Here is a 20,773-nt window from a genome sequence, read left to right as displayed (position 1 = left end):
GGCCTCAGCCGATGAAGGCGACGCCGACCGCCCTGCTGAACAGCGGCGCCACGACGTGCGCCCGCCCGGTGGCGAGGTCGACGCGGGCCAACACCGACAGCGGCCCGCCGAGTTGGACGGCCGCGATGGCCCGGTAGTCACTCGGGTCGAACGGGCCCGCCGGAGCGGCTCCCTTGATGTCGAAACCATTGACCGCGGTGATCCGCAGACCGAGCCTGCCCACGGTGAACAGCTGCCCGGTGTTAGGGGACACGGCCGGGGTGACGCCGGGCGCGGTTCCCTGGGTGACCAGCGTGTCCCGGGCGGCGTCGAGGTCGTAGAGCAGCGTGCTCGTCGCGCCCGCGACGCTGTTGGTGTAGCCCGCCGCGGCGACGGCCGGGGTCGTGCCCGCGGCCTTGTCGGTCGGGGCGTAGGCCAAGGGGGTATCCGTGGCGGCCACCGCGCCGGTGCCGGGCACGAGCCGCAGGTTCTGGCCGGACGAGGTCACCACCCGGATCCGGTCGACCGTCGGGTTGAAGTCGATGCCGATCGCGGTGCCGTTGAGCGCGATCGGGGCGCCGACCGCGGTGGCCTGTCCCGTGTGGGCGTCGACGGTGTAGAGCTGGCCGCCCGCCGACAGCGAGTACAGCACGCCCGTGGCGGGCCGGACGTCGATGCCGATCAGGCGGTCGCCAGCGGCCACGCCGGTGATCCGCGCCTTGCCCTTGACCAGCAGCGGGAACCCCGCGTCATGCCTGGTCAGGAACCCATTGGTGCTCAGCACGAGCAGTTCGCCACCGGAGCGGGGGTGGTGCTTCGGGGTGGCCGCCGCGCTGCCGGTGCCCAGTACCGCGGCGAGGACCGCGGCGCAGGCCACGATGGCGGTAGTCGCTTTGCGCATGAGTGCTCCCTGTTCTCGACTTCCGGAAACCTTGCGCAGTGCATTCGGCGCCGAGGGCCCCGGTGTTCATCCGGGATCGAAACCGGACGAATTCATCACCCGACTGAACAGTTGGCGGGTCCGCTCCGAACACACATCGACCCCGAAAAGGAGTGTCGATGAGCGGGCTTACCCGCGGGCGACGGACCGCGCGCCGGTCGGACGGTGCTGATCTGACCTCCGACCAGGCACTTCGTGCCGCGTATCGGGCCCATGGCCCGGAGCTCTACCGCTTCGCCCTGCGCACGTTGCGCGACGAGGGCGGCGCCCAAGACGTGGTGCAGGAGGTGTTCCTGCGCGCGTGGCGCGCGGCCGACCGCTATGACCCGGACGTGGCGAGCCTGCGGGTGTGGCTGTTCGCCATCGCCCGGCACGTGGTTGTCGACGAGGTCCGGCGCAGCACCGCCCGGCCCGCGCGCGTTTTCGGCCTGATTCCCGAGGAACCAGCCCAGGACGCCGAGGGTTTCGACGAGCGCCACCTGACGGCATGGCTCATCGAGGAGGCGCTGACCAGGATCAGCCCCGAGCACCGCGGCGCGCTGATCGAGACCTACTTCCGCGGCCGGTCGCACGCCGAGGTGGCCGCCGAGCAGGGCGTGCCGACCGGGACGCTGCGCAGCAGGCTGTTCTACGGTTTGAAATCACTCCGCGTGGCCTTGGAGGAGATGGGGGTGGAGCTGTGAATGAGAACGCCCATCGCGCCCTCAAGGAGGTGCTCGGCGCCTACGCGCTCGACCAGCTCGACGAACATGAGCGGCTGGCCGTCGAAGCGCACCTGGCCGGGTGTCAGGAGTGTCGGGCCGAACTGCGTGAGATCACCCCGGTCGCCGAGAGCCTGCGCCTAGTCGACGTAGACCAGCTTGGCCCGGTGCCGCCGTCGCCGCCCCCGGACCTGGGGGAGGCGGTGCTCGCCCGGATCCGCGCCGAACGGGGCGAGCGGGTCCGGGCGCCCCGCTGGGCGGTACCGGCCGCCGCGGCGGTGGCCGCGGTCGCTCTAGGCGCGGGAGTCGGGTGGTGGGCGCATCCGGACGCGCCCGCGCCGACCCAGGACGCGAAGGTGCCGCTGGAGGCGGTCGCCGTGCGGGGACCGGACCCCAGGATCAGCGCGAGCGCGCAGCTTGTTCCCCACACCTGGGGTGTCGAGATCAAGCTGACCGCCACCGGGTTCGAGACCGGCGAACCCTATCGGGTCATGGTCACCGACGCCGATGGGCGCAAGATCCCCGCGGGCGAGTTCATCGGCACCGGGCCGAAAGAGATGAAGTGCAATCTCAACAGCTCGGTGCTCCGGGCGAACGCCAACGGATTCGAGGTCACCGATCCGTCCGGCGCTCTCGTCCTCGAGTCGACGTTCTGACCCGGACGCGGGGGAGGGGCGCCTGCCGAAGCCGACGCCCCTCCAGAACCGCATGCCTCAGAGCGAGTGCACCGTCATCGGCAACCCGCCCTTGACCCGCAGCGACAGCATCGGCTCCGGCACCACCGGGTAGTCCGGGACCAGCTTCATCCGCATCTCCCTGGCGATCATGGAGACCACGAACGCGGCCTCCATCAGCCCAAGGTGGCTGCCGACGCAGAAGCGCGGGCCCGCGCCGAATGGCAGGTACGCGTACCGCGGCCGCGTGTTGGGCCGTTCCGGGTCGAACCGCTCCGGGTCGAACTTCTCCGGCTCGTCCCAGAACGCCGGGTGTCGGTGCAGGGTGTAGGGGCACACCATGACGTCCGACCCCGCGGGCACGTGGTAGCCGCCGACCTCGTCCTCCTCGACCGCGCGCCGGGTGAGGATCCAGACCGGCGGGAACAGCCGCATGGCCTCTTCGAGGACCATGTTGGTGTACGTGAGCTGCTTGAGGTCCTCCAGCACCGGGGTGCGGTCGCCGAGCACGGCCACCGCCTCCTCGTGCAGCCGCTGAGCGACCTCAGGGTGTTTGTCCACAAGGTACAGAGCCCAGCCCACCGTGCTGGCCGTCGTCTCGTGCCCGGCCAGCAGCAGCGTGATCAGCTCGTCGCGCATGCGCTGGCTCGCGACCTTCGGGTCGGCTTCCTCTTTGGTGGACAGGATCAGCCGGGAGATCACGTCGTCGGCCGGGTCGCGCGGGTTGCCGCGTCGCTCGGCCACCAGCGCCTCGACGATGCGGGTCAGGTCGGCACTGGCCGCGCGGAACTCCCGCTGCCTGCGCAGCGGCAACCACGTCGGCACCATGCCCATGGTCTCCATCTCGAACATGGCCTGGTCCTGCACGGCCTCGAACGAGTGGCCGATCGACTCGAACGCGTCGAGGTCGGCGTCGAGCAGGGTGCGACCGAGCACGCCGAGGGTGAAGCCGGTCAGCTCGTGCAGCACGTCCACCGGCCCACCCGACTCGCGGGTGCGCAGGCGGGCGACGAGCTTGGCCGCCTCCTCGATGACCGTGTCGGCCTGGCCGCTGATCCGCCTGGCCTGGAACACCGGCTGGATCGTGCGCCGCTGCTCGCGCCACAGGGCACCATCGCTGGTCAGCAGGCCGTCGCCGAGGGCGCGACGGGCTTCGACGTAGCCGATGCCCTTGTGGTAGTTGGCGCTGTTGTCGGCCAGGATGTGCTTGGCGTGGTCGGGGTGGTTGAAGTAATACAGGGTCTTCGGGCCGATGCCCACCCGCACCGCGTCCCCGTAGGTCTCCGCCGCCGTGGACATCAGCGTGAGGCGGTCGCTCTTGAGCTGCTTGAGCAGGCTGAACGTCTGGCTGCGTGGGGGACCGGGGGGAACCCGGCGCGGGTGGGTCATCGTCAGGCCGCCTTCGGTTCCGTGGTGACGGTCGCCGCGGGCACCAGCGTGACCGGGGGCGCCGACACCTTGGACTTGTTGATGAAGTGCACCGTCCAGTGGAAGCAGCCCCGGATCAGGCACACCAACGCGGTGGCGAGGAAGATGTTGTACGCCACGTGCGCCACGATCAGCACGCCGTAGGCCAGCGCCACACCGCCGCCGAAGGCGAACTGCGCCCACGGCTTCGACGGGGACGTGCCGGGGTCGGTGATCATGTAGTTGGTGAACAGGATGAACGCGACGCCGGTCATCATGCCCAGCGCGGCCGGGATCGACGTGTCGAACAGCCAGCCGCGGACGATCGACTGGGCGGCGAACACGCCCACCCAGCCCGCGATCAGCCACATCCGGCCGGTCAGCTTGCCGTTGATCATCGTGCCGCCGATGATGATCAGACCGGGGATCAGCCAGTCCACCCAGCCCGAGGTGTGCTCGGTGAAGTGGTACGGCGGCGCGATCGAGCCCCACGGGAACAGCAGCAGGATCATCGCGATGCCGAAGTTCGACGGGTTCATGAAATGCCGCATGCGGCCCTTCACCGGAGCCCGCAGGATCCACTTCGCGCCGACGGCCAGGGTGACACCGAAGATGAGCACCCAGATCCGGTCGTTGACGTAGATCAGCATGTTCACCGCGAGGCTGGTGATGTGCGCGGGGAACAGGAACACCATCAGGCCCTTGAACCCGCCGCCCGCGTAGCGCGGGTCGCGGCCCTCGGCGCGGGCGCCGAGCTTCTCCAGGCCGAGCTCGACGGTGTAGCCGGTGGCCAGGGCCACCAGCGGCCAGATCCACGGCTGCTCGAAGCCGAGCAGCAGGTAACCGAGGATGTTGAACACCGTGATCGACATGGCGAAGTTGCGCAACGCCATGGTGACCTTCGGATCATGCCGAACCGCTGCGGGAGCGGCCTTGGTCTCGGCCATGACTCACTTCTCCTTCGCCTGGGCGCCGAGCAACAGCGCGTGCATGCCCGGGGTCAATTGCAGATCCTGTTCCTGGCGCTGGCCCGCGCGGTCCCGCCAGGTCAGGTGCACCTGGACCGGCCCGGACACGTCGCCGAGGCCGAGGTGGATGTCGTTGCTGCGCTTGCCGGAGTGCCCGCCGCCGCCGTCGACCCGGCCGATGACCTTGCGGCCGTCGGGGAGGGTGGCGACGGCCTGCGCGCCCACGACCGGGGAGCCGGGGGTGTCCTCGTGGAACAGGCACAGGGTGATCGCCTTGCCCACGTTGGGCGCCTCGTTGCGGTAGTACACCGGCTGGTCCCACTGCCGGGCCATGGCGAAGTCGAGCCTGCCGTCGCCGTCGGCGTCACCCGTGGCGACACCGCGGGTGGGCACCGGGATGGCCAGGCCCAACTCGGGGGCCAGGTCGGCGTAGCGGCCGTCCGCGCCGCGCACGAAGAACTTCATCGTGTGGTCGCCGCCGACGTCGTCGCCGAGGGTCACGTTCGGCCAGAAGACCGGGTCGATGAGCAGCTGGTCGTTGGCGGTGGCCAGTTCCTGCAGCTGCGGCCAGCGGTTGACGTAGCCCTTGACGAAGCCGGTGGCCTGCACGACCTGGTTGACGCCCTGGTTGGTGAAGTCACCGGCCTTGACGTCCCAGCCCCAGCCCGACCAGGCGGTGTTGACCTTGCCGCTGACGTCGTCGAACGGCGCCTCGCCCGCGTTGAGCTTGTTGCGCAGGTCGGTCTGGTCCTTGGCCTTGGTCAGGAAGTGGAAGTTGCTCTCCTCGATGCCCCACGATGTGGTGATGTTGGAGACGAACAGGTCGTAGAGACCGTCGCCGTCGAGGTCGGCGAAGTCCTCACCCATGCCCTTGAACGAGTCGTTGCCGATCTGCTTGGACTTGGGGACCACCGGCGAGCCGTAGGCCCGGATCTCCTCGAAGGCCAGCTTGCCCGGCGTGGACTTGTTGTGCAGCAGGTGGTCGGGGCCGAAGTCGTTGGCCAGGTGCAGCTCGGGCAGGCCGTCGCCGTCGATGTCGGCCGAGGCCGCGCCCAGCTCCCAGCCCTTGGAGACCTCCACCGGCAGCGCGTCGTCCACCATCGTGAACTTGCCCTTGCCCTGGTTGAGGAAGAAGTAGTCCTCACCGCCGTTGCGCGCGTCGGACATCGAGTCGTTCATCTCGACGCCGCCCGCGACCCGGTCGTCGAGCACCGGGCTGTGCTTGAAGTAGTTGGTGATCAGGATGTCGGCGTGGCCGTTGCCGTCGAAGTCCTCATAGGTGACGGCGTTGCTGTTCCACTGCGGGCCCTCGTAGATGCCGCTGGTGGAGGTGGGCACCAGCTCCACCGCGACGAAGCAGTCGGGGTCGAGCTTCTTGGCCCCCGGCTTGGTGTAGAAGATGATCGGCGTGCGGCCCCAGTAGTAGACCAGCAGGTCGATCCGGCCGTCCTCGTTGAAGTCGCCCGGCAGGCAGCCCATCGGGGCGATCTGGCCGTTCATCGGCAGCACGCCGGGGTTCAGCGCGAAGGGCGGGTAGCGGTCGCCGTTGCGGTCCGGCACCGGCGTCACCACGACCTGGTCGATGCGCGGGTCGGTGATGCACAGGTCGTTGGGCAGACCGTCGGCGTCGACGTCGTTCATCGCGATGGCCGCGCCGACCGACGAGATCCACGCGTCGATGTGCTTGTAGTCCTGGTTGACCTTGCGGACCTCTTGCTGCTTGAAGCCGCTCGGCATGGCGATGGACATCGGGCTGAACTTGAAGTCCTTGGCCATCACCGACTTCTCGGCCGCCGAGGTCTCCGGCAGGCGGGCCACCATGAACGTGGTCACCACCAAGACCAAAGCGATGATCCCAGGAAGCTGCCTGTGCAGCCATCCAGGTTTGGCGGTCATCGACTCACACCTCCCAGTGAAACGAATTGGCCTGCGACGCGCTGGCGCCAGACCTCATAGGCGGGCAGCTCGCCGTCGGCCGGCAGGCCGCGACGGGCATCGTGGGTGACTTGCGCTGCGTCCTGAGGGGACAGTCCGCAGAACACTCGGGACGCGATCTCGGTGTGCGGGATGACCAGCCCGGCCCGGACCCTGGCCTCCGACGCGAACGCCGAGGACTGGCTCACCACCGGCTGGTACTGGCCCACCAGGTCGCGGTAGCGCAGCAGCTCGGACTCGTCGGCGCCACCGGCGTAGGTGGCCGCGAGCCCGGTGCCCGCGAAGAGGTCCTCGCGGCGGTGCTCGGGGAACTTGTTGATCATCTTGGCGACCAGTTCGCCGTCGCTGCCGCCGATGAACCACATCGCCCGGCCGATCCCCTGGTCCAGAGCCCGGTTGGCGTACGAGGTCGCCTCGGTGGTCTTGGAGTAATCGCCACCGGGCCACGGGAAGCGCGGGTCGACGTACTGCTCGTCGATGTAGCGCTTGGTCTTGAAGTAGGCCTGGTGGAAGCCGTACCCGTCGAGGACCAGCCAGCTCAGCAGCGGGTCCAGGTTCTTCGCCTTGGGCCAGCGGAAGCGCGGCAGCCTGGCCATCGCCCAGCCGATGCCGACGTAGACCATGTAGACGTGCTTGTCGCCCTCACCGGCGAGGAACTTGTCGGTGAGGTTCGTGGGACCCAGCGGCAGTCCGTCGCGGACCGCGAACCCCATTCCCGCGCCCTCATAGGCGAAACCGCGGTAGTACGGCGGGATCTCGTCCATCCGCGCCGCGGCCTCGCTGACGGTGGCGGCCTCCGCGGCGTGCGCGTAGCCCTCCAGGAAGCTGCGGCCGACGGTCTCCAGGTTCTCCTGGGCCTCGGGGCTCTTCTTGTGGAACCCTCGGACGTCGAGCAAGGTCTCCGACGTGCTCGGGGTCAGGATCCGGCGCCGTAGCGCGCGCCATGCTGTGCCCAACTGACTCTCCCCCTTTACGGGTGGACTCGTTCTGCGGATGGTTGGCTGACAACGCTCTGCACGAGCCGGGTGCGGATGCGCTCGCGCCAGCGCTCGTAGGCGGGGTCGATGCCCGAGCCCCACGGGTCGGCCGCGGTGCTGTCGGCGATCTCGACCGCCTCGTCGATCGTCAGGCCCGCCATCGCGCGCGCGGCGAGCTCGGAATGCGGCGGGGTGAACCCGGCGTAGGTGCGGGCCTTGACGGCGAACACCGCACCCAGCGCCAGCTCGGACCAGTGGGCGCCGCTGGCCTGACGCAGCCAGGTCAGCCCAGCCTCGTCGCCGCCGCCCGCGAACGTCGCGGCCAGGCCGACCCCGCTCCACAGGTCGGCGCGGCGGTGCTCGGCGAACCCGTTCACCGCCTTGGCGACGGCCTCGGGGCGCGCGCCGTTGATGAACCACAGCGCCCGGCCCACGCCTTGGTCGTATGCGCGCAGGAAGTACTCCGGCGAGCCCTCCCACGGGTACGGCTTGGGCACTCGCTGCTCGTCGACCCACCGCTTGGTCTGGAAGTAGGCGCGGTCGAAGCCGAAGCCGTCCACCGCGAGCCAGGTCATGGTCGGGTGGTACGGCGACTCGCTGATGTCGGGGATGACCTTCTTCCACAGCACCCGGGGCAGCCGCGCCATGGCGAAGCCGATGCCGATGTAGGTGAGGAAGATGTGCGGGGCGCCGGGGCCGCCGAGCAGCTCCTTGGCCTTCTTCCCCCGACCACCGGCCATCGCGTCGCGCACGGTGGCGGCCATCGCGGCGCCCTCGTAGGCGAACCCGCGCTGCTCCTGGCGCACCAGGGCCAGCTTGCGTTCGACCTCCCACAGGGTCTTGGCCTCGATGCCCCATTCGAATCCGCTGATCACCGCCTGCGGAATCGCCTCCAACGCCTCGGCGGCGGGGGAGTCCGCGCCGGGGAAGCCGCGGACGGCGAAGCTGACCTCGGTGAGTTTGGGCGTGAGGAGAACTCTTCGTAGCGTGCCGAGAATCGGCATAGATGTCACCCCGCTTTCCTTGGACCATGGTCTGGTGTCCGATATCGGGGTGCATCTTCCGTATTGCCTGCGGCGCCAAGGTGGGAAATAATGGAGAAACGCCCCGCCGGTGTCCCGGCGGGGCGTTGTTACTCGGTTATTGCGGTCGCGCTACACCCAGGGCGCCAGCGGGTACCAGGGCAGGATGCCCCGGTTCGCCAGCATGCGCACGTCCCAGTAGAGGAATGTGAACACCCCGGCGATGATCAATGCCGACGCGGTGACGACCGCGACCCGGCGCGGGTCGGCGGCGAACCAGCGGCCCACCGCCCCGCCCAGCAGGGTGGCCATCAGCACCAGCAGCACGCCCATGATCAGGATGTTGCCCAGCGACTGCAGGGTGAACGCGGCGGCGCCGTAGAGCGGGTTGCCGCTCTCGGCGGCGTCGCGGAACAGCGCCCGGAACAGGCCGAAGGGCCTGCCGATGAGGAAGGCGCCGATCAGCGCGCCGAGGAACACCATGCGCGCGTTGGGGAAGCGCCGCGAGATCTTGGCGAACGGGTCGCGCACGACACCGGCCGCGGCCAGGCCGAGGTAGATCATGATCAGGCCGATCAGCCCGAACACCACCAGCGACTGAACACTGCGGGCCGACAGCTGGCCCGCGACGCTCTTGGCGGTGGAGAACTGGGGCATGTTCGTGCCGACGACGCCGACGAGCACGCCGTAGCCCGCGGAGACCGCTGTCATGCCGACCGACAGCCACAGCAACGGCTTCAAGGTGGCCTTGAGCCTGCCCATCCGGGTGTCGGTGGTGCCCAGAACCGGCGCCATGGCACCGAACACGGCGATGTTGCACGCGGTGAAGGTGCCCGCGACGCCGGTGACGAACGCGAAGGCGATCCCGGCGCCGACGCCGCTGATCGCGGTGGCCTTGGCGTCGTGGCCGAGCATGCCGTTGGCGATGGTGTCGCCGATCGTGCTGTCGACGAACTTCGCCGACCACGCCACGGTGAGCAGGAATCCGACGAGCGCGCTCAGGCCGATCACCAGCCCCTTGCGGCTGGGGAAGGGGCCGAGCGCCGACGGATCGGTGGCTGCGGGGACGGATGGGCCACGGGCGTGCCGGGTGTCGCTGCTGCTCATCTGCTGTCCTTTTCGGAAAGGCGACGGGGATATTCTCCGATATTGCGGTTCCGTGAATCTGCAGATGGTACTGACGCGACTGGCGAATATCGGCGGGCGCGGCCAAGAGGGCACGTTCGGAGTAAGCGTCCGAAATAGGGGGGTTGTGGGGTGGGTGTCCGGGGGCGTCCGGGGTGCGCGCACGGACGGAGACGACAATGTTTGCTTTCCGCCAGCAAACTGGGCATCGCGAAGCCATAAATTATGACCATTGGAACCGCGACTTATTCAAAATTGTGACCCATCGGGCGCGGTCAGGCAATGGTCCATTTCAGTCCAGAGGCGGTGAAGGTATGAGCAGTGAACGGATCGCGATCGTCGGCATCGGCCTTCGTTATCCCGATGCGAGTTCCCCGGCGGAGCTCTGGGAGAACGTGCTGTCCGGCCGCCGCGCGTTCCGGCGGCTTCCGGACGAGCGGATGAACCACGCCGACTACTGGTCGCCCGACCCGAAGGCGCCGGACCGCTTCTACGCGAGCAAAGCGGCCGTGCTCAAGGACTTCGAGTTCGACCGGGTCAAGTACAAGATCGCCGGAAGCACCTTCCGGTCGACCGACCTGACCCACTGGCTCGCCCTCGACGTGGCGACCCAGGCCCTGGCCGACGCGGGCTTCCCGGAAGGGGAGGGGCTGCCCAAGGCGGCCACCGGCGTCGTCTTCGGCAACAGCCTGACCGGTGAGTTCTCCCGCGCCAACATCATGCGGGTGCGCTGGCCCTACGTGCGGCGCACCGTGGCGCACACCCTGGCGGGCAAGGGCTGGTCGGAGGACGAGACCACCGCCTTCCTCGCCGAGTTGGAGGCGCAGTACAAGGCGCCGTTCCCGCTGTTCGACGAGGACACCCTCGCCGGTGGCCTGGCGAACACCATCGCGGGCCGGGTCTGCAACCACTTCGACCTCGGCGGCGGCGGCTACACCGTCGACGGCGCCTGCTCGTCCTCGCTGCTGTCCATCGCCACCGCCGCCAAGGCGCTGGTCGACCGGGACATGGACGTGGCCATCGCGGGCGGTGTCGACCTGTCGATCGACCCGTTCGAGGTGATCGGCTTCGCGAAGACCGGTGCGCTGGCCACCGGCGAGATGAAGGTCTACGACAAGGACTCCAACGGCTTCTGGCCGGGCGAGGGCTCCGGCGTCGTCGTGCTCATGCGCGAAGAGGACGCCGTGGCCCGCGGCGGCAAGATCTACGCCTGCATCTCGGGCTGGGGCATCTCCTCCGACGGCAAGGGCGGCATCACCCGCCCCGCCGAGGCCGGACACCGCCTCGCGTTGTCCCGCGCCTACAACCGCGCGGGCTACGGCGTGGAGACCGTGTCCTACTTCGAGGGCCACGGCACCGGCACCGCGGTCGGCGACGCCACCGAGATCGAGGCGCTGTCCACCGCCCGCAGCCTCGCCGACCCGACCGCGCGCCCGGCCGCCCTTGGCACCATCAAGGGCAACATCGGCCACGCCAAGGCCGCCGCGGGCATCGCCGGTCTGATCAAGGCCACCTTGGCGCTGCACAACCAGGTCATCCCGCCGGGCACGGGCCAGAAGGCCCCGCACCCGCTGCTGGAGGCCGAGAACGCGCCGATGTACGTGCCGCAGTCGGCCGAGCTGTTCCCGACCGACGTCCCGCTGCGCGCGGGTGTCTCGGCGATGGGCTTCGGCGGCATCAACACCCACATCGCGTTGGAGCAAGCAGCGGGCGTCACCCGGCGCACCGAGCTGACCCGGCGCACCGGCACCCTGGTGTCCAGCCGTCAGGACGTCGAGCTGTTCCTCTTCGACGCCGCCGACGCCGCCGAGCTGCGCGACCAGCTGTCGCGGGTGGCCGCGCTGGTCACCAAGCTCTCCTTCGCCGAACTCGGCGACCTCGCGGGCACCCTGGCCGGTGAGCTGGCGGGCCGTCCGCTGCGCGCGGCGGTCCTGGCGAGCAACGCCGAGGAGGCGGCCCGCAAGCTGGAGAAGCTGGTCACCCTGCTCGACGCGGGGGAGACCACGCTGTTCTCGCCGGTCGAGGGCGTCTTCCTGGACAACCGGACGGTGGCGCCGAAGCTGGCGTTCCTGTTCCCCGGCCAGGGCTCCGGCCGCGGCGCCGTCGGCGCCATCCGCCGCCGGTTCCCGGTGGCCGACCAGGTATTCCAGGCCGTGACCCTGGCGGGCGACCAGGTCGCCACCGAGGTCGCCCAGCCGCGCATCGTCACCGGCTCGCTGGCCGGTCTGCGCGTGCTGCACGCCGTGGGCGTCGAGGCCGATATCGCCGTTGGCCACAGCCTCGGCGAGCTCACCGCCCTGGCTTGGGCCGGGGCGATGGGCGGGTCCGAGGTGCAGGAGCTGGCCAAGATCCGCGGTCAGGTCATGGCGCAGGCCAGCCACGGCGGCGGCGCGATGGCGGGCCTCGCGGTCGAGCCGGAGGGCGCGCTGCGCCTGATGGCGGGCTCCGACGTGGTCATCGCCGGGTTCAACAGCCCCGGTCAGACCGTCATCTCCGGTGCGGCCGAGGAAGTGGAGAAGGTGTGCGCCAAGGCCTCGGCCGAGGGTGTCACCGCGACCCGCATCAACGTCTCGCACGCGTTCCACTCGCCGCTGGTCAAGCCCGCGGCCGACGCCATGACCGCGCGGCTGGCCGAGCGCCCGTTCGAGCGCCTGGCCCGCCAGGTCGCCTCCACGGTCACCGGCGACGTCCTCGACCCCGACACCGACCTGCGGACCCTGCTCGTGGAGCAGGTGCTGCTGCCGGTGCGGTTCACCGAGGCCGCCGCCCGCGCCGCCCGCGACGTCGACCTGCTCATCGAGGTCGGCCCCGGCCGGGTGCTCACCGGGCTGCTCGCCCAGATCGCCCCCGACAAGCCTGCGCTCGCCCTGGACACCGACAGCGCCTCGCTGAGCCCGCTGTTCACCGCGATCGCCGCCGCGTTCGCGCTCGGTGCCCCGGTCGACGCGTCGGCGCTGTTCACCGACCGGCTCGTCCGCCCGCTGGCGCTGGACGGGGAGATGACCTTCCTCTCCAGCCCGTGTGAGGCCGCGCCCGCCATCGACGCGCACCTGCTGATCCCCGTTCAGCAGACCGCGGGGGCCGCCGAGGACGCATCCCCCTCGTCCTCGGCGGCAGGCCAGTCCGAACTGTCCACTTTGGAGCTGCTGTGCAAGCTCGCCGCCGAGCGCGTCGAGCTGCCGCAGGAGAGCGTCACCGCGGAGACCCACCCGCTCGACGACCTGCACCTCAGCTCGATCTCGGTGGGCCAGATCATCAACGAGGTCTGCCGGGAGCTGGGCCGTCCGGCGCTGTCGGCCACGACCAACTTCGCCACGGTCACCCTGGGCGACCTGGCCCAGCTGATCGACAACCTTGCCGACACCGCGGGCGGCGGCGTCGACCCGGGCAAGGACGTCGCGGGAATCGCCGCGTGGGTCCGACCCTTCCAGGTCGACTACGTCGAGTCCTACCGGCTGCCGGTCGAGGTCGGCGACGGCGAGCCCGGCACGTGGCAGGGGTTCGCCCCGGCGGGTCACCCGCTGGCCGAGCCGCTGCGCAAGGCGCTTTCCGAGGCCGCGATCGGCGACGGTGTGCTGCTGTGCCTGCCCAACGACGGCGAGGAGCACATCGACCTGTTCCTGGCCGCGGGCCAAGCCGCCGTGGCGGGCAAACCGGGTTCCCGGTTCGTCGTGGTGCAGCAGCGCCTCGGCGCCTCGGGCCTGGCCCGCACGCTGCACCTGGAGAACCCGGGGGTGACCACCACAGTGGTCGGCCTTGCCGACACCGAGCCCTCCAACGCCGACTCGGTCGCCGACACGGTGACCCGCGTCGTCGAGGAGGTCGCGTTCACCAGCGGCTTCAGCGAGGTGCGCTACGGCACCGACGGCACCCGGACCTCCCCGGTGCTGCGGGCGCTCACCGCGCCCGCCGGGCCGGTCGGACCGTCTCCTTTGGACTCGACCGACGTGCTGCTGGTGACCGGTGGCGGCAAGGGCATCACCGCGGAGTGCGCGCTGGCCATGGCGCAGGACTCCGGGGCCAAGCTCGCGCTGCTCGGCCGGGCCGACCCGGCCAAGGACGAGGAGCTGTCGGAGAACCTGGCCCGCATGGAGGCCGCGGGCGTGACCTTCCGCTACGAGCGGGCCGACGTCACCTCGACGTCGGACATCGCCGCCGCGGTCGCCGTCTTCGAGGCCGAACTCGGCCCGGTCACGGCGTTCCTGCACGGCGCGGGCCGCAACGAGCCCGCCGCCCTGTCGAGTCTGTCCGAAGAGGACTTCCACAAGACCTTGGCGCCCAAGATCGCCGGTCTGCGGGCGGTCCTCGACGCGGTGGACCAGGACAAGATCAAGCTGCTGGTCACCTTCGGCAGCATCATCGGCCGGGCCGGTCTGCGCGGTGAGGCGCACTACTCCACCGCCAACGACTGGATGTCCGAGCTGACGGTCAAGTTCGCCGAGGACCACCCCGGAGCCCGCGCCTTGGCGCTGGAATGGTCGGTCTGGTCCGGGGCGGGCATGGGCGAGAAACTCGGCGTGGTCGAGGCCCTGATGCGCGACGGCATCACCCCGATCTCCACCGAGAACGGCATCGCGGTGCTGCGCGAGGTGCTGGCCGACCCGAACGCCGGTCCGGTGCTCGTGGTCAGCGGCCGCGCGGCCGGGCTGCCCACGGTGGAGATGGACGAGGTCGAGCTTCCGCTGAGCCGGTTCGTCGACCAGGTGATCGTCCACTACCCGGGCGTCGAACTCGTCAGCGAGGTCGAGCTGTCCGCGGGCAGCGACCCGTACCTGGAGGACCACCTCCTCGACGGCGACCTGCTGTTCCCCGCGGTGATCGGCATGGAGGCGATGACCCAGGTCGCCACCGCGCTGACCGGCCCGAAGGGCGCTCCGCTGCTGGAGAACGTCGAGTTCCTCCGGCCGATCGCGGTGCGACCCGGCGGCTCCACCACGATCCGCCTCGCCGCGCTCGTCCGCGACGCCGAGACGGTGGACGTCGCGCTGCGCAGCGAGGAGACCGGGTTCAGCGCCGACCACTTCCGTGCCACGCTGAAACTGCCCCGGCCGGACCTGCCCGCCACCAGGGTGCCAGACTCGGGCCTGCCCGCGGTCGCGGTCGACCCGACCACCGAGTTGTACGGCACGGTTCTGTTCCAGGGCAAGCGGTTCCAGCGGGTGCAGGCCTACCGCACCGCCGCCGCGCGCCACGCGGTGGCCGAACTGGGCACCAGCTCCACCGCCCCGTGGTTCGCCGCCTACCTGCCGCAGGAGCGGCTGCTCGCCGACCCCGGCACCCGCGACGCGGTCATGCACGCCATCCAGTGCTGCGTTCCCGACGGCATCCTGCTCCCGCAGGGCATCGAGAAGCTGCACCTGGCCCAGCGCGCCGCCGCGGACACCGAGTACGTGGTGATGGACGCCCGTGAGCGGTTCCAGGACGGCGACAGCTACACCTACGACGTCGACGTCCGCACCCCGGACGGCGACCTGGTGGAACGCTGGGAAGGCCTGGTCCTGCGCTGCGTCCGCAGCCGCAACGGGGCCGGACCGTGGGTGCCGACCATGCTCAGCGCCTACCTCGAGCGCACACTCGAGAAGGTCCTGGGCGGCAAGCGGGCCGTCGTCGTCGAACCCGACGGCGAGGACGCCGACCGGCGCGCGCAGACCGAACTTGCGGTCAGCCGGGCCCTGGGCAAGGCCGCGAACGTGCGGCACCGGCCCGACGGCAAGCCCGAGATCGACGGCGGCCAGGTGTCCTCATCGCACGCCGCGGGGCTGACCTTCGCCATCGTCGGGGTCAACCGCCTCGGCTGCGACGTCGAGTCCGCCGCCGAGCGCTCCGAGCAGGACTGGGTCGGGCTCATCGGCCAGGACCAGATCGCCCTGCGCGACCTGGTCACCACCGAGACCGGCGAGGCGGCCTCGGTGACCGGGACCCGGATCTGGAGCGCGCTGGAGTCCCTGCGCAAGGCCGGGTACACCAGCCAGGCACTGACCCTCGACAAGGTCCACCAGGACGGCTGGGTGGTGTTGTCCTCGGGCGACGCCAAGATCGCGACGTGGGTCACCACGGTCAACGACCGGACCGACCCGGTCGTGTTCGCGGTTCTGTCCGGAGAGGAACTCTGATGGCGAACTACTACGAGATCCGGCACACCGTCGGGTTCGAGGAGACCAATCTCGTCGGCAACGTGTACTACGTGAACTACCTGCGCTGGCAAGGCAGGTGCCGCGAGATGTTCCTCAAGCAGAAGGCCCCGCTGGTGCTGGAGGACGTGCAGAAGGACCTGAAGCTGTTCACGCTGAAGGCCGAGTGCGAGTTCTTCGCCGAGATCACCGCGTTCGACGAGCTCTCCATCCGGATGCGCCTCGACGAGCTGACCCAGACCCAGGTCCAGTTCACCTTCGACTACGTCAAGCTCGAAGGCGAGGTCCTGATCGCCAGGGGAACGCAGCGCATCGCCTGTATGCGTGGGCCGAACACCAACACGGTGCCCTCGCGGGTCCCCTTGGAGCTGCGCAAGGCGCTCGCGCCCTACGCCGGTCCGGGGATCTCGCCGAAGGCACTGCTCGCGGACGCGGCCTAGCAGGCGGAGGGGACGACATGGTCAACAATCCGGGGCCGGTGCGGCATCTGACCGCCGCGCCGCAGCCGAGTTCGACCCCGGCCACACTGCGCCAGGTCATGGGGCAGTTCGCCACCGGGATCACCGTCATCACCGCGGGCGGCCCGCTCGGCCACGGGATGACAGCCAACTCGTTCACCTCGGTCTCGCTGGAACCGCCGCTGGTGCTGTGCTGCGTGGCCCGGACCGCCCGGATGCACCAGGCGATCCTGGCCGCGGGCGGATACGGGGTGTCGATCCTCGGCGCCGAGCAGACCACGCTCGCGCGCTACTTCGCCGACAAGACAAGGCCCGCGGGACCCAGTCAGTTCGACGCTGTCGACTGGGTCCCGGGCCGCCAGACCGGCGCGCCGATGCTCATGGGCGCGCTGGCCTGGCTGGAGTGCACGCTGACCAACGACTACGAGGGCGGCGACCACTCGATCTTCGTCGGGGAGGTGCTCGAAGCCCAGCGCGGCGGCGGGCGCGACGCCCTGATGTTCTTCAGCGGCGGATTCCTGCAGGCGGCGCCGCCTGCCGCCAGGACCGCCTGAACCGGGAGATCACCATGAGAGTGGCCGTCACCGGGGGCACGGGATTCGTCGGCTCCCACACGGTCGCGGCGCTGCTGCGGTCGGGCCACCAGGTCCGGCTGCTGGTACGGGATGAGACCGCGGTGCCCCGCGTCCTGCGGGCCCACGGTCTCGGCCTGACCGGGGTGGACGTCGTCGTCGGGGACATCCTCGACGAGGCCAGTGTCACCACCGCCGTGCGCGGGGCGGACGCCGTCCTGCACGCGGCGGCGGTGTACTCCTTCGACAGCCGCGACCGCGCCAGGATGCGGCGGACCACCGAGCACGGCACCGAGCTCGTCCTCGGCGCCGCGCGCCGGGCGGGTGCCGGGCGGATCGTCCACGTGTCCACTGTGGCCGCTCTGTTCGGTAGGGGAGTGCGGGTGATCGGCCCGGACTCCCCAGTCGGCACCTCGCGGGAGCCCTACCTGGCCACCAAGTCGGCCGCGGAGCGGATCGCGCGGGACCACCAGCGGGCCGGGTCGCCGGTGACCATCGTCTACCCGCCCGCGCTGCTCGGCCCCGACGACCCGCACCTTGGCGACCAGGCCACCCGCCTGCGCGACGTGCTGCGCGGGCTGACCCCGATCTGGCCGACCGGCGGCTTCCCGATGGGCGACGTGCGCGACACCGCGGCGACGCTCGACCGGGTCGTCGGCGGATCGGTCGCGGGGCCACGGGTCTTCTGCCCGAACACCTATGTGTCCACAAAGGAATTCCTGCGGGCGGTGCGGCTGGTCACCGGCCGCTCCCTGCCCGCGGTGCGGCTGCCCGCCCGCGCGCTGGGGCCGGTCGGCCGGATGTGCGACCTGCTGCAGCGGATCTGGCCGTGGCACCTGCCGGTGCAGTACGGCGCGATCCACACCTGCGCCTGCGCGACCAGGGTCGACGACGAGGTCTCGACGCGGGTGGCGCGGCCACTGGCCGACTCGGTCGCCGACACGATCAGCTGGCTGCACGCCGCCGGTCACCTCACCGACCGGCAGGCGGGCAGGCTCGCGACCCCATCCGCAAACCGGGAGACGCCCGCTGCTTAGCCACCGGGTGATCCTGAACCCATTGGCCCGCAGGCTCGCGACCCCATCCGCAAATCGGGAGACGCCCGTTGCCTAGCCACCGGGTGATCCTGGATACATTGGCCCGCAGGCGTTTGCGCCCGCCTCGCTCGCGAAAGGACAGTCACGTGTCCGGACTGCAGGACGTGATCACCGCATTGACCGCGGACGGCGAGGACGTCGACCGCCTGGTCAAGGACCTCGACGCCGCCCAGTGGGCGCTGCCGACCCCGGCGCCGGGCTGGACCGTGGCCCACCAGGTCGCCCACCTGGCCGCCACCTTCCGGATGGCCGGACTGGCCGCGGCCGACCCGGCCGCCTTCGGCGCCATGGCATCGAAGCTGAGCCCCGACTTCGCCGCGAACGTCGAGTACGCGTTGTCGGCCTTCGTCAACGACCCGCCCGAGGTCCTGCTGTCGCGCTGGCGCACCGAACGCGACGCCGCGTTCAAGGCGCTGGCCGCGGTGCCCGCCGACAAGGTCGTGCCGTGGCTGGTCCGCCCGCTGCCGCCCGCCATCCTGGCCTGCGCCGGGATGATGGAGCTCTTCGGCCACGGCCAGGACATCGCCGACACCCTCGGGGTCGAGCGGACCTTCACCGACCGCCTGCACTACCTGGTGGCCTTCGCGGTGCGCACCTGGGACTTCGGCTACCTCGCCCGCGAACTGCCCACCCCCGAGGTCGAGTTCCGCTTCGAGATCACCGGCCCGTCCGGCGCGGTCTGGGAGTTCGGCCCCGCCGACGCCGAGAACCGGGTCACCGGCCCGGCCGTCGACTTCTGCCTGCTGGTCACCCGCCGCAGGCACCACAGCGACCTCGCGGTCACCGCGACCGGCCCGGAGGCCACCGCGTGGCTGGAGATCGCCCAGGCCTACCGGGGTCCCGCGGGTACGGGGCGCGAGCCCGGCCAGTTCGCATAGCGCCGTGACCCGGCAGCGGCCAAGTCAAGAGCGCGGGCGCGTCGGGGCGCTCGCCGAGGGACGAGGGTGAGTCAGTTGGTCAGTCTCAGGTGGGGAACAGAATGAGCGCCCCCGGATTCGAGTTGCCTGACTCCCCGCCTCCTCGGGTCGGGGACCACGGGCACGGCAGGCACCTGCGCAAGGTCGAAGCGGTGCCCGCGCCGCCGCCGCCCCGGTCGATGCGGCTGCTGCGCCAGGAGCGCGACGAGCTGCACCGGCAGGTCCTGGCGGGCAAGCCGGAGGCCATCGCGCGGATGCGGGCCCAGGGCAAGCGCACCGCCCGCGAGCGGCTGGCGCTGCTGCTCGACGCGGACTCGTTCACCGAGATCGAGATCTTCCGCAGGCACCAGGCCCGCGGCATCAAGATCGACGAGAGCCGCCCGCACACCGACGGCGTCATCGTCGGCTCCGGCACCATCGACGGCCGCCGCGTGTTCGTCTACGCCCAGGACTTCACCATCAACGGCGGCTCACTGGGCGTCGCCCACGCCGCCAAGATCCACAAGGTGATGGACCTGGCCCTGGCCACCGGGGCGCCGATCATCGCCCTCAACGACAGCGGGGGAGCGCGCATCCAGGAGGGTGTGCTCTCGATGGACGGCTACGGCGGCATCTTCCGCCGCCAGGTCGAGGCCTCGGGGATCATCCCCCAGATCAGCGTCGTCCTCGGCCCGTGTGCCGGTGGCGCGGCCTACTCACCGGCCCTGGCCGACTTCGTGTTCATGGTCCGGGACACGTCGAACATGTTCCTGACCGGCCCCGATGTCGTCGCGGCGGTCACCGGCGAACGTGTCACCCACGCCGAACTCGGCGGCGCTGACGTCCACGGCACCCGCTCAGGTGTGGCCGCCTTCGTCCATGACGACGAGGAAAGCTGTTTCGAGGACGTGCGGTATCTGCTGTCGCTGCTGCCCTCGAACAACCTGGAGATGCCTCCATCGGCCCCGGCGCGCGGGGCGACTGAAGACGATCGGCCCGGCTTGGCCGACATGGTTCCCGCTGAGCCGAACAAGCCCTATGACATGCGCGCGGTCCTTGAGGAGATCGTCGACGACGGCGATTATTTGGAGGTCCACGAGCAGTGGGCGGCCAATGTTCTGTGCGCCCTTGGCCGGATCGACGGTGAGGTTGTGGGCGTGGTCGGCAATCAGCCGTTGGTGCTGGCGGGCGTCCTGGACGCGGCGGCTTCGCAGAAGGCCGCTCGTTTCGTCCGCTTCTGTGATGCCTTCGCCATTCCTTTGGTGACTTTGGTGGATGTGCCGGGGTTCTTACCGGGGACTGAGCAGGAGTACGCGGGCGTGATCCGCCATGGCGCCAAACTTCTGTACGCCTACTGTGAGGCGTCGGTGCCCCGAGTGCAGGTGATTCTGCGGAAGGCCTACGGCGGCGCCTACATCGTCATGGACTCCAGGTCCATCGGCACCGACATGTCACTCGCCTGGCCAACCAACGAGATAGCCGTCATGGGCGCGGCAGGCGCGGTAGACATCCTCTTCCGCAAAGAACTGGCCGCCTCCGCAGATCCGGAACGCCTAGGCGCCGAGATGCGGGCTGAGTATGGGGACCAGCTCACTCATCCGTACTTCGCCGCTGAGCGTGGTTTGGTTGACGATGTCATCGATCCGGCCAAGACTCGGTCGGCGATTGCCCGCGCCCTTGCGATGCTTCGAACCAAGCGCAAGCAGGCGCCTCGCCGCAAGCACGGGAATATCCCCCTGTGAGTCGCACCCGCGCTCTGTAGTTCTGTCCGCACCATCGGGTGAAACTGGGCGATCACGCTTTGTCCGGGGCCCCTACGACGGCCCCTGTGGGGAAAAAGCGGTGGCGGATAAGGCACCCCACACGCCAGGCAGCTTAGGGGCCGTCGTCC

At 70.2% G+C, this 20,773-nt stretch carries 15 protein-coding genes; 8 read left to right on the top strand and 7 right to left on the bottom strand.

What is annotated here, in order from left to right:
- Positions 1–4: 4 nt before the first annotated feature.
- Positions 5–880 (bottom strand): DUF4394 domain-containing protein, encoded by an 876-nt coding sequence (locus BN1701_RS11690; RefSeq protein ID WP_054048229.1) that lies wholly within the window; start codon positions 878–880, stop codon positions 5–7.
- Positions 881–1,038: 158 nt separating this feature from the next.
- Here BN1701_RS11690 and BN1701_RS11685 point away from each other — a divergent pair, with 158 nt between their 5' ends.
- Positions 1,039–1,602, top strand: a complete 564-nt coding sequence (locus tag BN1701_RS11685) for a sigma-70 family RNA polymerase sigma factor (protein ID WP_054048227.1) — start codon at positions 1,039–1,041, stop codon at positions 1,600–1,602.
- Entirely contained in the window at positions 1,599–2,276 is a 678-nt protein-coding gene (locus tag BN1701_RS11680) for an anti-sigma factor (protein ID WP_054048225.1), read from the top strand. Before BN1701_RS11685 ends, BN1701_RS11680 begins: the two co-directional genes overlap by 4 nt.
- A 57-nt stretch (positions 2,277–2,333) precedes the next feature.
- Here the strand turns inward: BN1701_RS11680 and BN1701_RS11675 are convergent, their stop codons facing one another.
- The 6 genes from BN1701_RS11675 to BN1701_RS11650 all read right to left on the bottom strand — a co-directional run bounded on the left by BN1701_RS11675 (position 2,334) and on the right by BN1701_RS11650 (position 9,710).
- The gene (locus tag BN1701_RS11675) at positions 2,334–3,683 is read right to left on the bottom strand and encodes a cytochrome P450 (protein WP_054048223.1); all 1,350 of its coding nucleotides are present in this window, start codon (positions 3,681–3,683) and stop codon (positions 2,334–2,336) included.
- Between the two features lie 2 nt (positions 3,684–3,685).
- Complete coding sequence (locus tag BN1701_RS11670; RefSeq protein ID WP_082859794.1) at positions 3,686–4,648, bottom strand: enediyne biosynthesis protein; 963 nt, start codon at positions 4,646–4,648, stop codon at positions 3,686–3,688.
- 3 nt (positions 4,649–4,651) lie between these two features.
- Positions 4,652–6,565: a CRTAC1 family protein gene (locus BN1701_RS11665; protein ID WP_054048221.1), complete on the bottom strand. Its 1,914-nt coding sequence runs from the start codon at positions 6,563–6,565 to the stop codon at positions 4,652–4,654.
- Positions 6,562–7,560 carry a DUF1702 family protein gene (locus BN1701_RS11660; protein ID WP_054048219.1) on the bottom strand — a complete coding sequence of 333 codons (999 nt, stop codon included), beginning with the start codon at positions 7,558–7,560 and terminating at the stop codon, positions 6,562–6,564. Before BN1701_RS11660 ends, BN1701_RS11665 begins: the two co-directional genes overlap by 4 nt.
- A 14-nt stretch (positions 7,561–7,574) precedes the next feature.
- Positions 7,575–8,585 (bottom strand): DUF1702 family protein, encoded by a 1,011-nt coding sequence (locus BN1701_RS11655; protein WP_054048217.1) that lies wholly within the window; start codon positions 8,583–8,585, stop codon positions 7,575–7,577.
- Positions 8,586–8,735: 150 nt separating this feature from the next.
- Positions 8,736–9,710 (bottom strand): hypothetical protein, encoded by a 975-nt coding sequence (locus tag BN1701_RS11650; protein WP_054048215.1) that lies wholly within the window; start codon positions 9,708–9,710, stop codon positions 8,736–8,738.
- Positions 9,711–10,042: 332 nt separating this feature from the next.
- On the opposite strand from BN1701_RS11650, the gene BN1701_RS11645 reads away from it, so the two are divergent.
- From BN1701_RS11645 to BN1701_RS11620, 6 genes are all read left to right on the top strand, one after another.
- Positions 10,043–15,841 carry a type I polyketide synthase gene (locus BN1701_RS11645; protein ID WP_082859793.1) on the top strand — a complete coding sequence of 1,933 codons (5,799 nt, stop codon included), beginning with the start codon at positions 10,043–10,045 and terminating at the stop codon, positions 15,839–15,841.
- Entirely contained in the window at positions 15,841–16,299 is a 459-nt protein-coding gene (locus BN1701_RS11640; protein ID WP_054048213.1) for a thioesterase family protein, read from the top strand. Before BN1701_RS11645 ends, BN1701_RS11640 begins: the two co-directional genes overlap by 1 nt.
- Before the next feature lie 17 nt (positions 16,300–16,316).
- Positions 16,317–16,871 carry a flavin reductase family protein gene (locus tag BN1701_RS11635; protein WP_082859792.1) on the top strand — a complete coding sequence of 185 codons (555 nt, stop codon included), beginning with the start codon at positions 16,317–16,319 and terminating at the stop codon, positions 16,869–16,871.
- A gap of 14 nt (positions 16,872–16,885) precedes the next feature.
- Entirely contained in the window at positions 16,886–17,926 is a 1,041-nt protein-coding gene (locus BN1701_RS11630; RefSeq protein WP_054048211.1) for an NAD-dependent epimerase/dehydratase family protein, read from the top strand.
- A gap of 146 nt (positions 17,927–18,072) precedes the next feature.
- Positions 18,073–18,864, top strand: a complete 792-nt coding sequence (locus tag BN1701_RS11625; RefSeq protein WP_054048209.1) for a TIGR03084 family metal-binding protein — start codon at positions 18,073–18,075, stop codon at positions 18,862–18,864.
- Positions 18,865–19,082: 218 nt separating this feature from the next.
- A complete protein-coding gene (locus BN1701_RS11620; RefSeq protein WP_054048207.1) occupies positions 19,083–20,624 on the top strand; it encodes an acyl-CoA carboxylase subunit beta in 1,542 nt (513 codons plus the stop codon).
- Positions 20,625–20,773: the final 149 nt, after the last annotated feature.

The organism is Alloactinosynnema sp. L-07, from assembly GCF_900070365.1.
Classification (GTDB): domain Bacteria; phylum Actinomycetota; class Actinomycetes; order Mycobacteriales; family Pseudonocardiaceae; genus Actinokineospora.
The sequence above is the reverse complement of the archived record's forward strand: the minus strand, read 5'-3'. Positions and strand labels throughout refer to the sequence as shown.

Coding starts and splice junctions, on each gene's coding strand:
- BN1701_RS11675 (WP_054048223.1), bottom strand. CDS start 3,683: ATGACCCACCCGCGCCGGGTTCCCCCCGGTCCCCCACGCAGCCAGACG.
- BN1701_RS11670 (WP_082859794.1), bottom strand. CDS start 4,648: ATGGCCGAGACCAAGGCCGCTCCCGCAGCGGTTCGGCATGATCCGAAG.
- BN1701_RS11690 (WP_054048229.1), bottom strand. CDS start 880: ATGCGCAAAGCGACTACCGCCATCGTGGCCTGCGCCGCGGTCCTCGCC.
- BN1701_RS11635 (WP_082859792.1), top strand. CDS start 16,317: ATGGTCAACAATCCGGGGCCGGTGCGGCATCTGACCGCCGCGCCGCAG.
- BN1701_RS11630 (WP_054048211.1), top strand. CDS start 16,886: ATGAGAGTGGCCGTCACCGGGGGCACGGGATTCGTCGGCTCCCACACG.
- BN1701_RS11655 (WP_054048217.1), bottom strand. CDS start 8,585: ATGCCGATTCTCGGCACGCTACGAAGAGTTCTCCTCACGCCCAAACTC.
- BN1701_RS11665 (WP_054048221.1), bottom strand. CDS start 6,565: ATGACCGCCAAACCTGGATGGCTGCACAGGCAGCTTCCTGGGATCATC.
- BN1701_RS11685 (WP_054048227.1), top strand. CDS start 1,039: ATGAGCGGGCTTACCCGCGGGCGACGGACCGCGCGCCGGTCGGACGGT.
- BN1701_RS11640 (WP_054048213.1), top strand. CDS start 15,841: ATGGCGAACTACTACGAGATCCGGCACACCGTCGGGTTCGAGGAGACC.
- BN1701_RS11645 (WP_082859793.1), top strand. CDS start 10,043: ATGAGCAGTGAACGGATCGCGATCGTCGGCATCGGCCTTCGTTATCCC.
- BN1701_RS11650 (WP_054048215.1), bottom strand. CDS start 9,710: ATGAGCAGCAGCGACACCCGGCACGCCCGTGGCCCATCCGTCCCCGCA.
- BN1701_RS11620 (WP_054048207.1), top strand. CDS start 19,083: ATGCGGCTGCTGCGCCAGGAGCGCGACGAGCTGCACCGGCAGGTCCTG.